This window comes from Frigoribacterium sp. PhB116, assembly GCF_004364285.1.
Classification (GTDB): domain Bacteria; phylum Actinomycetota; class Actinomycetes; order Actinomycetales; family Microbacteriaceae; genus Frigoribacterium.
Window position 1 is genome coordinate 730,190 of the sequence record NZ_SOBE01000002.1, and the last position, 13,307, is coordinate 743,496.

Annotated in this window: 10 protein-coding genes; 6 read left to right on the top strand and 4 right to left on the bottom strand. The window is 70.5% G+C overall.

Going from position 1 to position 13,307, the window contains the following annotated elements; translation table 11 throughout:
* Window positions 1–319 precede the first annotated feature (319 nt).
* Window positions 320–1,111, bottom strand: coding sequence for a CPBP family intramembrane glutamic endopeptidase (locus tag EDF20_RS09870; protein WP_123548116.1), 792 nt, complete (start codon window positions 1,109–1,111; stop codon window positions 320–322).
* A gap of 319 nt (window positions 1,112–1,430) precedes the next feature.
* Here EDF20_RS09870 and EDF20_RS09875 point away from each other — a divergent pair, with 319 nt between their 5' ends.
* The 6 genes from EDF20_RS09875 (at window position 1,431) to EDF20_RS09900 (ending at window position 9,697) form a co-directional block, all read left to right on the top strand.
* Window positions 1,431–3,053 carry an ABC transporter substrate-binding protein gene (locus EDF20_RS09875; protein WP_133738532.1) on the top strand — a complete coding sequence of 541 codons (1,623 nt, stop codon included), beginning with the start codon at window positions 1,431–1,433 and terminating at the stop codon, window positions 3,051–3,053.
* A gap of 143 nt (window positions 3,054–3,196) precedes the next feature.
* Window positions 3,197–4,126 (top strand): ABC transporter permease, encoded by a 930-nt coding sequence (locus EDF20_RS09880; protein ID WP_123548118.1) that lies wholly within the window; start codon window positions 3,197–3,199, stop codon window positions 4,124–4,126.
* Entirely contained in the window at window positions 4,116–5,072 is a 957-nt protein-coding gene (locus EDF20_RS09885) for an ABC transporter permease (protein ID WP_123548119.1), read from the top strand. The genes EDF20_RS09880 and EDF20_RS09885 overlap by 11 nt, the downstream gene beginning before the upstream one ends.
* Window positions 5,069–6,826 carry an ABC transporter ATP-binding protein gene (locus EDF20_RS09890; RefSeq protein WP_123548120.1) on the top strand — a complete coding sequence of 586 codons (1,758 nt, stop codon included), beginning with the start codon at window positions 5,069–5,071 and terminating at the stop codon, window positions 6,824–6,826. The genes EDF20_RS09885 and EDF20_RS09890 overlap by 4 nt, the downstream gene beginning before the upstream one ends.
* A 168-nt stretch (window positions 6,827–6,994) precedes the next feature.
* On the top strand, window positions 6,995–8,905 hold the full coding sequence (gene typA / locus EDF20_RS09895) for a translational GTPase TypA (RefSeq protein WP_123548121.1): 1,911 nt from the start codon (window positions 6,995–6,997) through the stop codon (window positions 8,903–8,905).
* 273 nt (window positions 8,906–9,178) lie between these two features.
* Entirely contained in the window at window positions 9,179–9,697 is a 519-nt protein-coding gene (locus EDF20_RS09900) for a hypothetical protein (RefSeq protein ID WP_123548122.1), read from the top strand.
* A gap of 78 nt (window positions 9,698–9,775) precedes the next feature.
* Here EDF20_RS09900 and efeB read toward each other — a convergent pair whose 3' ends face one another.
* From efeB to efeU, 3 genes are read right to left on the bottom strand one after another with little or no spacing between them, the layout of a single operon-like run.
* The gene (gene efeB, locus EDF20_RS09905) at window positions 9,776–11,125 is read right to left on the bottom strand and encodes an iron uptake transporter deferrochelatase/peroxidase subunit (protein ID WP_133738533.1); all 1,350 of its coding nucleotides are present in this window, start codon (window positions 11,123–11,125) and stop codon (window positions 9,776–9,778) included.
* Window positions 11,126–11,145: 20 nt separating this feature from the next.
* Complete coding sequence (gene efeO, locus EDF20_RS09910) at window positions 11,146–12,339, bottom strand: iron uptake system protein EfeO (protein ID WP_133738534.1); 1,194 nt, start codon at window positions 12,337–12,339, stop codon at window positions 11,146–11,148.
* Window positions 12,336–13,229: an iron uptake transporter permease EfeU gene (efeU, locus tag EDF20_RS09915; protein WP_133738535.1), complete on the bottom strand. Its 894-nt coding sequence runs from the start codon at window positions 13,227–13,229 to the stop codon at window positions 12,336–12,338. Before efeU ends, efeO begins: the two co-directional genes overlap by 4 nt.
* Window positions 13,230–13,307 lie beyond the last annotated feature (78 nt).

A 13,307-nucleotide genomic window follows, 5' to 3' on the forward strand; every position in this document is an offset into this window, starting at 1 on the left:
TCGAGCCGTGACGCAGGGAGCCGCCCGGTCGCTGATCCCGTCGGCGACCCGGGCGGCTCCCTCCTGGTCCCCGCGGGTGCCGGCCCCTGAGCGGCGCGGACGGCGCCGGCGTGACGGGGGCCGTCCCGGATGACACCCGGGGGACGGTCGAGGAGGTGCGTGTGGAGTTGTCGAGTCCGTTCGACCCTCGAGACCATGACACGCTCCCCCCGAACGGGTGTCAAGGGGTGCCGGGAGCCGACGAGGCAAGTCGGCGCAGATCGGCGTCGGCGTGGCCGGGGGAGGCCATGCCTCTCGTCCGGCCCGCCGCCTCCTCGGGTCAGCTCGGCAGGCCGAAGGCGGCCGGGAACGTCGTGGCCGCCCACGGGTAGCCGACGAACACGGCCGCGTCCATCAGGAGGTGCGCGACGACCAGCGGGAGCACCCGGCCGGTCCGCGTGTAGAGCCAGCCGAAGACGAGCCCCATCACGACGTTGCCGACGAAGGCCCCGAAGCCCTGGTACAGGTGGTAGCTGCCGCGCAGCAGGGCGGCGGCGACGATGATCGGCCAGGTGCGCCAGCCGAGGTCGCGCAGCCGGGCGAAGAGGTACGCGACGACGATGACCTCCTCCGTCACGCCGGCCCTGAGCGCCGAGAGCAGCAGCACGGGCACCGTCCACCACTCGGCGGCGAGGTCGGTCGGGATGACGGTCACGGTCAGGTCGAGGGCCTTGCCGACGAGGTAGAGCCCGATGCCCGGGATGCCGATGGCGAGGGCGAGCCCGGCACCGCCGAGCACGTCGCGGCCGGCGCGGGAGAAGTCGACCCCGAGGCGGCCGAGGTGCGGGCGGGCCTCGTTCCACAGCAGGTAGGCGACGAGTGCCACAGGGACGAGGTCGACGGCGATGCCCACCAGCTGGTAGATCAGGTCGAAGACCGGCCGGTCGCTGAGCGAGGAGTTGAGCGTCGCCGTCTGCTGCGACAGCGACTCGTCGCGGGTCAGCCGGTTGGCGATCGACAGCACCGAGTACACGGCCGAGGCGCCCAGCGACAGCCCGAGCACGATCGCGATCTCGACCCGGAGGCGCGCCCTGCCAGGTCGACCCGGCCCCGTCTCGAGAGGCCCTGCCATCCCGTCGCGTGGCCTCGGCCCCGGCGTTGCCGGTAGCGTGTCGTCTCTGTCGCTCACGCGCTGATCGTACGGGACGCTCCCGCCGGCAGCGGATGATACCCGGCAGGTGTCTGATTTCTCGCAGCGGATCCTTGCGCTCTTCGCAGCCGCGGCGCAACAGATCGCCCACGGACGCAACTATCCGGCGAGTTGGTTTCCGTCGTGTAACCGTTCCCCCAGGGGTTTGGAGATGGCTGAGCCCGGTGCTTAGGGTGACTGCATCCAACGCGGCGAGGCTCATGGGGGCCCCGCTGCGTCCTTTCCCGCATCAGGAGGAACATTGAAGAAGACGCGCACGGGCCTCGGGGCCATCGCCGTCGTGGGGACGGCAGCACTCGTCCTCACGGGCTGCGCCAGCGGTGGGGACTCGGGCGACAGCGGCTCGGGCGACTCCAGCGCCATCATCACCACCAACGGCAACGAGCCTCAGAACCCGCTCGTCCCCTCGAACACCACCGAGGTCGGCGGCGGCAAGATCATCGACTCCGTGTTCGCGGGCCTCGTCTCGTACAACGCCGACGGCGAGTCCGAGATGGACGCGGCCGAGTCGATCGAGTCGGACGACAACCAGCTCTGGACCATCACGCTCAAGGACGGCCAGACCTTCACCGACGGCACGCCGGTCACGTCCGAGTCGTTCACGAAGGCCTGGAACTGGGCCGCTCAGGTCTCCAACGCCCAGAGCGCCTCGTACTTCTTCGACAACATCGCCGGCTACGACGCCGAGGCCGACAGCGACCTCCAGCTCGAGGTCGTCAGCGACACCGAGTTCACGGTCGAGCTGTCCGCGCCCGCCGCCGACTGGCCCCTCCGTCTCGGCTACTCGGCCTTCTCGCCGCTGCCCGAGTCGTTCTACGACGACGTCGACGCGTTCGGCGAGAACCCCGTCGGCAACGGCCCGTACAAGCTCGAGAGCGAAGGCGCCTGGACGCACAACCAGGACATCAAGCTCGTCACCAACCCCGACTACGACGGCCCGCGCAAGCCCGTCAACGGCGGTCTGACGATCACCTTCTACACCACGCAGGACGCGGCGTACGCCGACGCGCTGTCGGGCAACCTCGACATCCTCGACCAGGTCCCGGACGCCCAGTTCGCCTCCTACCAGAGCGACTTCGCGGACCGTTACGTCAACCAGCCCGCGGCGATCTTCCAGTCGTTCACCATCCCGCAGTACCTCGAGCACTTCGACGGCACGACGGAGGAGGGCAAGCTGCGCCGCCAGGCCATCTCGCTCTCGATCAACCGCGACGACATCACCGACGTCATCTTCCAGGGCACCCGCACGCCGGCCAAGGACTTCACGTCCCCGGTCATCGACGGCTACTCGGACGACCTCGAGGGCTCTGACGTGCTCTCGTACGACGCGGACAAGGCCAAGGAGCTGTGGGCCGAGGCCGACGCCATCTCGCCCTACGGCGACACGACGTTCACCCTCGCCTACAACGCCGACGGCGGCCACCAGAACTGGGTCGACGCCGCGACGAACAGCATCTCCGACACGCTGGGAATCAAGGCCGAGGGTCAGTCCTACCCGACCTTCGCCGAGCTGCTCGACGACGAGGACAACGACGCCATGACCGGCGCCTTCCGTTCCGGATGGCAGGCCGACTACCCGTCGCTGTACAACTTCCTCTCGCCGCTGTACCAGACCGGTGCCGGCTCGAACTACGGCCGCTACACCAGCACCGAGTTCGACGGCCTGCTCTCCGAGGGCGCCGCGGCGACCTCGGCCGACGACGCGACCGCCGACTTCCAGAAGGCACAGGAGGTCCTCTTCCAGGACCTGCCCGTCGTCCCGCTGTGGTACTCGAACGTCACCGGCGTCTGGGCCGACACGGTCAGCAACGTGGAGTTCGGCTGGAACTCGGTGCCCCTCTTCTACGAGGTCACCAAGAACTAGTCGCACCGAGAGCGGCGTAGCCTCTCTCCTCGTCCCCGGGGGGTCCGGGCAGGTCATCCTGTCCCGGGCCCCCCGAAGGGCGTCCACCTCTTCCTCCACACGATTGCGACATCCATGCACGCGCAGAAATCCGAGGCGGCCTGATGCTCTGGTACACCGGCCGGCGCCTCCTCCAGCTGATCCCCGTCTTCTTCGGGGCGACGTTCCTCATCTACTTCATGGTCTTCGCCCTGCCGGGCGACCCCGTCGCGGCGCTCTTCGGCGAGAAGCAGCCGAGCCCGGCGGTCATCGAGGCCATCCGCGCCCAGTACAACCTCGACAAGCCGTTCATCGTGCAGTATTTGCTCTACGTGGGCGGACTCTTCACCGGTGACCTCGGCACCACGTTCTCCGGCCGACCCGTCATCGACGAGCTGATCCGTGCCTTCCCGATCACGTTCCGCCTCGCGATGCTCGCCCTCCTGTTCGAGTCCGTCGCCGGCATCCTGGTCGGCCTCGTCGCCGGCCTCCGCAAGGGCAAGATCTTCGACAACAGCGCGCTGGTCGTGTCGCTGCTCCTCATCTCGGTGCCCACGTTCGTCATCGGCTTCGTGCTGCAGTACGTCTTCGGCATCCAGCTCGGCCTGTTCCGCACCACGGTCAGCTCGCAGGCTCCGTGGAACGAGCTCGTCCTGCCCGCGATCGTGCTGGCGTCGGTGTCGTTCGCCTACATCGTGAGGCTCACCCGCGCCTCCGTGTCCGAGAACATGAGCGCCGACTTCGTCCGCACGGCGACGGCCAAGGGCCTGACTCGACGACGCGTCGTCGGCGTGCACATCCTGCGCAACTCGCTCGTCCCTGTCGTCACCTACCTGGGCGTCGACATCGGCTCGCTCATGGTCGGCGCGATCGTCACCGAGGGCATCTTCAACATCCAGGGCGTGGGAGGCACCGTCTACCGTGCCATCACCCTCGGCGAGGGTCCCACCGTCGTCTCGTTCGTGGCCGTGATGGTCATCATCTTCATGCTGGCCAACCTGCTCGTCGACCTGCTCTACGCCGTTCTCGACCCGAGGATCCGCTATGCCAAGTAACCCGACCCCCGGTCTCTCGCCCGACCACTACGTCGCCCCCCTCGAGGAGACCCCGCTCAAGGCGGTCGACGCCGTCGACGAGTCCGAGAAGCCCCGTTCGAGCTGGAACGACGCGTGGGACGCGATGAAGACGCGCCCGCTGTTCTGGATCTCCGCGGTGCTGATCCTGCTCGTCATCGTCGTCGCGGTCTTCCCGCAGCTGTTCACGTCGACGTCGCCGACCAGCGGCGCGAACCTCCAGTCCAGCAACGGCGGGCCCGAGGCCGGTCACCCCATGGGCTTCACCCTGCAGGGCCTCGACGTCTTCGCCCGGGTGATCTACGGCACCCGCGCCTCCCTGACCGTCGGCCTCCTCGCCACGGTCATCGTGACGATCGTCGGCATCGTGATCGGCTCCCTCGCCGGCTACTACGGAGGCTGGCTCGACGCGATCGTCTCGCGGATCGGCGACATCTTCTTCGCCATCCCCACCGTGCTCGGCGCCATCGTGCTCATGTCCGTGCTGCCCTCGCGCACGCCGCTGACCGTCGCTCTCGTGCTGTCGCTCTTCGCCTGGCCGCAGATCGCGCGCATCATGCGCGGCTCGGTGCTCGGCGCGAAGAGCAGCGACTACGTGATGGCCTCGACGGCTCTCGGCGTGTCACGTTTCCGCATCCTCGTGCGCCACGTCGTGCCGAACGCGATCACCCCGGTGATCGTCGTCGCGACCGTGTCGCTCGGCACGTTCATCGTGGCGGAGGCGACGCTGTCGTTCCTCGGCATCGGCCTGCCTCGTGGCGTCATGTCCTGGGGCAACGACATCAACGCCGCCCGGTCGTCCCTGCGCGTCGCGCCCATGCCGCTGATCTGGCCGGCCGCCGCGCTGAGCCTGACCGTGTTGTCGTTCCTGATGATGGGCGACGTCGTGCGCGACGCCCTCGACCCGAAGGCGAGGGCCCGTCGATGAGCGACACCTCCACTAGACCCGCGCAGGCGGCCACCGCCTCCGGCGCGACCCCCCTGCTCGAGATCAAGGGCCTGAAGATCGGGTTCCGCACCCAGTCGGGCTACGTCGACGCCGTCCGCGGCGTGGACTTCACCATGATGCCGGGCGAGCGCCTCGCCATCGTGGGCGAGTCCGGCTCGGGCAAGTCGACCACCGCGACCTCGATCATCGACCTGCTGCCCGGCACCGGAGAGGTCACGGGCGGTCAGATCCTCTTCGAGGGCAAGGACCTCACGAAGGCCTCCGCCGCCGAGATGCAGGCGATCCGCGGGCGCGACATCGGCTACGTCCCGCAGGACCCGATGTCGAACCTCAACCCCGTGTGGAGCATCGGCTTCCAGGTCGAGGAGGCGATCCGTGCGAACGGCGTCGCCACCGGCAAGCAGGCGGTGCGGCAGCGAGCGATCGAGGTGCTGCAGGAGGCAGGGCTCGGCGACGCCGACCAGCGCCTCAAGCAGTTCCCCCACCAGTTCTCGGGCGGCATGCGCCAGCGCGTGCTGATCGGGATCGGCCTCTCGTCGCACCCGAAGCTGCTCATCGCCGACGAGCCGACCTCGGCCCTCGACGTGACCGTGCAGCGGCGCATCCTCGACCACCTCGAGACGCTGACGCGCGACTACGGCACCTCGGTGCTCTTCATCACGCACGACCTCGGCCTCGCGGCCGAGCGTGCCGAGAAGCTCGTGGTCATGTACAAGGGCCGCGTGGTCGAGTCCGGTCCCTCGAAGGAGATCCTGGCCAACCCCCAGCACCCCTACACGAAGCGCCTCGTGGCGGCGGCGCCGAGCCTCGCCAGCCGTCGGATCCAGTCGACGATCGAGCCCACCCACAGCCACGCGGGCGAGGTCAGCGACGAGGGCGCCGACGACGCGGACCTGATCGCCCGTGCCCGTCAGCGCGAGGAGCTCGGCCGCACGAACGCCGAGTTCATCAAGGTCGAGAACCTCTCGAAGGTCTACGCGATCCGCCAGGGCGGCTTCAAGACCACCGAGCTGCGGGCCGTCGACGACGTCTCGTTCTCGATCCCGCGCGGCACGACGACGGCTCTCGTCGGCGAGTCGGGCTCGGGCAAGTCGACCGTGGCCAAGCTGGTGCTGCAGCTCGAGGGCATCACCTCGGGCACCGTGGCGATCGACGGCCAGAGCGTGGGGGCGCTGAAGGGCTCGGAGCTCTTCGGGTTCCGTCGCCGCGTGCAGCCGGTCTTCCAGGACCCGTACGGCTCGCTCGACCCGATGTACAGCGTCGGCAACACGATCGCCGAGCCGCTCGTCACGCACGGCATCGGCGACCACAAGAGCCGCCAGGCCCGGGTGCACGAGCTGCTGAACCAGGTCTCGCTGCCGGTGTCGATGATCAACCGCTACCCGGGCGAGCTCTCGGGCGGTCAGCGTCAGCGCATCGCGGTGGCGCGCGCGCTCGCGCTCAAGCCCGACGTGATCGTGCTCGACGAGGCCGTCTCGGCCCTCGACGTGCTCGTGCAGGGGCAGGTGCTCGACCTGCTCACCGACCTGCAGACCGAGCTGGGCCTGACGTACCTCTTCATCACGCACGACCTCGCGGTCGTCCGGCTCATCGCCGACAACGTCTGCGTCATGCAGAAGGGCCGCATCGTCGAGTCGGGCACCACCGACGAGATCTTCGCGAACCCGTCGCAGCAGTACACCCGCGAGCTGCTCGAGGCCATCCCGGGTGCGCAGTTCGAGTTCGGCCGCTGAGCGGCTGACGCCCTGAGCGGCTGACGCATCGATCAGCCCGCCTGTGGAGGGGCCTTCCGACCGTGCCGAGAGCACGGGGGAGGGCCCCTTTACCACGTGCCGTAGACTGTTCCCGCCGGGCTTCGTCCCGACCACTTCCCCCTGACTCTTCTCGTAAGGAATTCATCCATGGCGACTGCCATCCGCAGCGACCTGCGCAACGTGGCGATCGTGGCCCACGTCGACCACGGCAAGACGACCCTCGTCGACGCCATGCTCAAGCAGACGAACTCGTTCGACGCGCACTTCGACACCGAAGACCGCATGATGGACTCGAACGAGCTCGAGCGCGAGAAGGGCATCACGATCCTCGCGAAGAACACCGCGGTGCTCTACAACGGTGCCCACGCGACCGACGGCCCGATCACCATCAACGTGATCGACACCCCCGGCCACGCCGACTTCGGCGGCGAGGTCGAGCGCGGCCTGTCCATGGTCGACGGCGTCGTCCTGCTGGTCGACGCGTCCGAGGGCCCCCTGCCCCAGACGCGCTTCGTGCTCCGCAAGGCCCTCGCGGCCAAGCTCCCCGTCATCCTGCTGGTCAACAAGACCGACCGTCCCGACGCGCGCATCGACGAGGTCGTCGCCGAGAGCCAGGACCTGCTCCTCGGCCTCGCCAGCGACCTGAGCGAAGAGGTCGACGACCTCGACCTCGACGCCATCCTCAACGTGCCCGTCGTCTACGCGTCCGGCCGCAACGGCGCCGCGTCCGTCAACAAGCCCGCCGACGGCTCGCTGCCCGACAACGACGACCTCGAGCCGCTGTTCGACGCGATCCTCACGCACGTGCCTGCGCCGACCTACGACGACGAGCACCCGCTGCAGGCGCACGTCACCAACCTCGACGCCTCGCCGTTCCTCGGTCGCCTCGCGCTCCTCCGCGTCTTCCACGGCACCCTGAAGAAGGGCCAGACCGTCGCCTGGGTCAAGGCCGACGGCACCGTCGCGAACGCCCGCATCACCGAGCTGCTCATCACGAAGGCCCTCAGTCGCTACCCGGCCGAGAGCGCGGGCCCCGGCGACATCGTCGCGGTCGCCGGCTTCGACACGATCACCATCGGCGAGACCCTCTCCGACCCCGACGACGTGCGGCCGCTGCCGACCATCACGGTCGACGACCCCGCCATCTCGATGACGATCGGCACCAACACGTCGCCCATCATCGGCAAGGTCAAGGGGCACAAGCTGACCGCGCGCATGGTCAAGGACCGCCTCGACCGCGAGCTGATCGGCAACGTCTCGCTCAAGGTCGTCGACATCGGACGCCCCGACGCGTGGGAGGTCCAGGGCCGCGGCGAGCTCGCGCTGGCCATCCTCGTCGAGCAGATGCGTCGCGAGGGCTTCGAGCTCACCGTCGGCAAGCCCCAGGTCGTCACCCGTCGTGACGAGAACGGCAAGCTCCAGGAGCCGTTCGAGCACATGACGATCGACGTGCCCGACGAGTGGCTCGGCGCGATCACGCAGCTGATGGCCGCCCGCAAGGGCCGCATGGAGAACATGGCGAACCACGGCTCGGGCTGGGTCCGCATGGAGTTCATCGTCCCGTCGCGCGGCCTGATCGGCTTCCGCACGCAGTTCCTCACCGACACCCGCGGCACGGGCATCGCCAACGGCATCAGCCACGGCTACGGCCCCTGGGCCGGCGAGATCTCGACCCGCACCAACGGCTCGATCATCGCCGACCGCTCCGGCGTCGTCACGCCCTTCGCGATCATCAACCTGCAGGAGCGCATGACGTTCTTCGTGCAGCCGACCGAAGAGGTCTACGAGGGCATGGTCGTGGGCGAGAACTCGCGCGCCGACGACATGGACGTCAACATCACCAAGGAGAAGAAGCTGACCAACATGCGTCAGTCGACTGCCGACAACTTCGAGTCGATGACCCCCTCCAAGGTGCTGTCGCTCGAGGAGGCGCTCGAGTTCGCCGGTGACGACGAGTGCGTCGAGGTCACCCCCGACGCCATCCGCATCCGCAAGGTCGAGCTCGACGCCAGCGCCCGCCAGCGCAGCACGGCTCGCCTCAAGAAGCAGAACGCGTAACCAGCACCCGATCGGGCCGACCCGGCCAGGTCACGAAGGAGGCGCCCCGCAGCAGTGCGGGGCGCCTCCTTCGCTGTCTGCCCACGCAGCACGATCGCCCGCCCCGCCTTGCACGGAGCGACGAGTACGTCGGGGGCGGGTCATCGTCACCGGGGGCGGGTAGCCGGCGACCCGCCCTCGGCGCAGTTGACCCGCCCCCGACATGAACGGAGGCGGCTGCAGGGGCCGCACGTTCCACGGCTCCGCACAGCGGCGGGCGCTACGGTCGTCGCCGTGACCACGCTGACCCGCACTCCCCGCACCCGCCTCGTCCGCTCCGCCTCCGCCCTGCTCCTGGCCGGCGGGGTCGTCGTCGGCCTGGCCGCCTGCGGCGACGGCTCGATGGTCGACAACATCGTGGGCAGCGCCGTCGACCAGGGCGTCGAGAGCGTGCGCGGCACCGTCGAGGACGCGGTGGGCGACGTGCTCGGCGGCGCGAGCGTGTCGACCGACGGCACCCTGCCCGAGTCGTTCCCGGCCGACGTGCCCCTGCTCGACGGCACGGTCCGCGGCGGGGGAGCGGGCCCCGAGGGCACCGGCTGGGTCGCCCAGCTCACCGTCGGCAGCCTCGACGACTTCGCCACGGCTCAGACCCAGCTCGAGGGCGCCGGCTACACGGCCAGCGGGGTGAACGTCGACGGCGACACCGCGCTCGGCACCTTCACGGGAGCCACGTACCGCGTGCTGTTGACGCTCACGACGCAGGCCTCCGACAGCGCGGTCGTCGCGACCTACGTCGTCACGCCCGTCTAGCCCGTCGCGCATGTCGGGTCGAGGCGTCGACCAGGCCCTGCGAAGCGCCCCTCCGAGCCCTCCCGCAGGAGGCGCGCCTCAGCCCAGCAGGGTCTCGCCGACCCAGCCGCCCTGGCTCGCCCCCGGCGGCACGGCGAAGATGCCCGAGCCGACGTGCTTGAGGTACTCGTTCATCCGGTCGTTCCGCGCGAGCGCCGTCTGGATCGGCACGAACTGGCGTCGAGGATCCCGCTGGAACGCGATGAAGAAGAGCCCGGCGTCGAGCCGCCCGAGCGAGTCGTTGCCGTCGACGAAGTTGTAGCCGCGGCGCAGCAGGGTCGCCCCGCCGTTCTGGTCGGGGTGGGCGAGCGCCACGTGCGAGTCCACGGCGATGGCCGGTCCCGAGCCGTCGGCGGACACGGCCGCGAAGTCGGGGGCCGTGAACTCCGAGCCGCCCGACAGCGGCGCGCCCTCGCCCTTGTCGCGGCCGACGACCGTCTGCTGCTCGGCGAGCGAGGCGTGGTCCCAGGTCTCGATGGTCATGCGGATCTTGCGCGCGACGAGGTAGGAGCCGCCGTCCATCCAGTCGGCGCCGTCGCTGCCGGCAGCCCAGACGCCCTGCTCGACGGCGGCGCCGTCCTCGGCGCGCAGGTTCGCCGTGCCGTCCTTGAACCCGAACAGGTTGCGCGGCGTGGACTGGCCGCGGGTCGTCGACGAGGTGCGGCCGAAGCCGAGCTGCGACCAGCGCAGGGAGGCCCGGCCGAAGGCGATGCGCGACAGGTTCCGGACGGCGTGCACGGCGACCTGGGGGTCGTCGCTGCAGGCCTGGACGCACAGGTCCCCGCCGGTCAGCGCCTCCTCGAGCTGGTCGCCCGAGAAGTGCGGCAGGTCGACGAGGGCGGCGGGCCGCTGCGAGGCGATGCCGTAGCGGTCGGTGCCGGTCGCGTCCGTGAACAGGGTCGGGCCGAACCCGATCGTGATCGTGAGCCCGGCGGCCGGCAGTCCCGTCGCCTCCCCGGTGTCGTCGGGCGGCGCGAGGGGCGATCCTCCGGTCGCCCCCGCCTCGCTGACGTCGAGGCCCTGGGCGAGGCGGGCGGCGGCCGCGCTCCAGTCCTGCAGCAACTCGACGAGGTCGCGCCGGGTGGTGCCTGCGGCCATGTCGAACGAGGCGAAGTGCAGCCGGTCCTGGGCCGCGGTCGTGATGCCCGACTGGTGGCGGCCGGCGAAGGGGTAGCGTGCCGCGGCGCCCGAGGTGCCCTGCGCGTGCGCCTGCAGGGCCCGGTCGCTGCCGACCCCGACCCCGACGCCCAGGGCGCCCGCGCCGACGCCGGTGCCGATCAGGCCCAGCAGGCCGCGGCGCGAGAGCCCGCGTGCCGGGGCGCCTCCGCCGGCGGCCTCGCCGGCCGCAGCCCCCTCGCTCGTCGCTCCCCGCGCCTCCTCGTCCGTCATCGTCCGCCCTCGCGCACCCGTCAGCCGACCAGGGTCGAGGTGAGCTCGCTGAGGGGCTCGCTCAGGGCGTTGACGGCGTCGCTGAGCGCCTTCTTGTCGGCGTCGGTCAGCTCCGTGTACGAGGGGTAGCCGGCCTCGAGGATGCCGTACGACGAGAGCAGGTCCTCGAGGGCCGTGAGGCGCGAGTCGATGCGGTCCACGAGCTCCGGGTCCTTGTCGGCGACGATGTCGCGCACGCCCTCGTAGGCGACGCGGGCGCCCTCGAGGTTGCCCTGGAAGTCCCAGAGGTCGGTGTGCGACCAGATCTCCTCCTCGCCGGTGATCTTGCCGGTGGCGACCTCGTCCATCAGGCCGACGGCGCCGTTGCTGATCGTGTCGATGCTGATCGAGAAACCGCTGGCCGTGACGGCCGACTGCAGCTCGGCCGTGTCCGACGTGAGCAGGCCGGCGAAGCGGGTGCGCTCGTCCGGGGTCAGGGGCGTGTACGCCTCACCGCCGTTCTCGTCGGCGGTCGGCTGCCAGAGGTCCTTCTCGATCCGGTGCCAGCCGGTCCACTCCGTGCCGGGCTCGACGTCGGCCTCGCGGAAGTCGATCTTCGGGTCGAGGTCGCCGAACGACTCGGCGACGGGCTCGATGCGCTCGTAGTACGCGCGGGCGGTGGGGTAGAGGCTCCGCGCGAGGTCATCGTCGCCGGTCGTGTACGCGTCGAGGAAGGCCTGGGTCGCGGGGCCGAGCTGGCCGACCTGGTCCTTCACGTAGCCGAGGTACGCGGCGGCCGCGTCGTCGACCTGCTCCTTCTCGGTCCCCACGGGGGTCACGTCGGCGCCCGAGTCGGTCACCGTGAACGGGGCGCGGACGCCCTCGCCGACGAGGCCGGGGATGCACGCCGTGACGTAGTCGCCGGGCTGCACGGCGACGGTCATCGAGGCGCTGGTGCCCGGCCCGATGTTCTCCTTCTCGCTGATGATGCGCAGGCCGTCGGAGGCGAGCAGCTCGAACTCGGTGTTGTCGTCGCCCGTGTTCGTCACGGTGAACGTGACAGGGCCGCTCGGCGCCGTCGTGGCCGAGAGCGCGCACGCGTCGGCGTTCCCGTCGACCGTGACGACGGTCGCGCCGGCCGTGGCGGCGCCGCCGGGGGAGTTCGCGACGCAGCCGGTCAGGGCGAGCGCGACGAGCGCCGCGCCGGAGACGAGGGCGAGGGGGCGAGGGGTCATCGTGGTGCTCCTGCGGTCGTGCGGGCGGTGGGACGGTCGGTGGGGGAGCCGCTCGGCGAGGCGGGGGTCGTCTCCGCCGGGCGGGGCGCGCGGCCACGGGTGGCGCGCGCGAAGAGCGGGACGACGACGGCGAGGTAGGCGAGCCAGACGCCGGCCTGCAGCCAGCTCGGCGTCGGGGTGAAGTTGACGAGGCCCTGCAGCAGGGTGCCCCACCAGCTCGTCGGGGGCACGGCGGCGCTGACGTCGAAGGCGAGGGAGGTGCGGCCCGGCAGCACGCCCGCCTCCTGCAGGTCTCCCACCCCGTAGGCGAGCACCCCGGCCGCGACGAGCACGAGCAGGTACCCGGTGACCGTGAAGAACCGACGGAGGTCGAGGCGGACGACCCCGCGGTAGATCGCGACCTCGATCGCGACGGCCGTGAGGATGCCGAGCAGGGCGCCCACGACCGGTGCCTCGCCGCCTCCGGTCGACTGCACCGTCGCCCAGACGAACAGGGCCGTCTCGATGCCCTCGCGCCCGACCGACAGGAAGGCGAGCGCGACGACCGCCCAGGCTCCGCCGGCGATCGCGCGGTCGAGGCTCGACTCGAGCTCGCCGCGCATGCTGCGCGCCGTCCGGGCCATCCAGAAGACCATCCAGGTGACGAACCCGACGGCGACGACCGAGAGGCCGCCGCCGATGATCTCCTGGGCCTGGAACGTCAGGCCGTACGCGCCGAAGGTGAGCACGGCCCCGAGGCCGAGCGAGAGGACGACGGCGGCGGCCACGCCCAGCCAGAGGCGGGGGAGGACGTCCCGGCGGCCGAGCACGACGACGGCGGCGATGAGGATGCCCACGACGAGGGCGGCCTCGAGGCCCTCGCGGAGTCCGATGAGGTAGTTGGCGAGCACGGGCGACGGCTTTCGAGAGGAGGGCGTGCGGCGGTGGGGTGACCGCGACCGGTCCGGATAGTTTGGTTAGGCTAACCT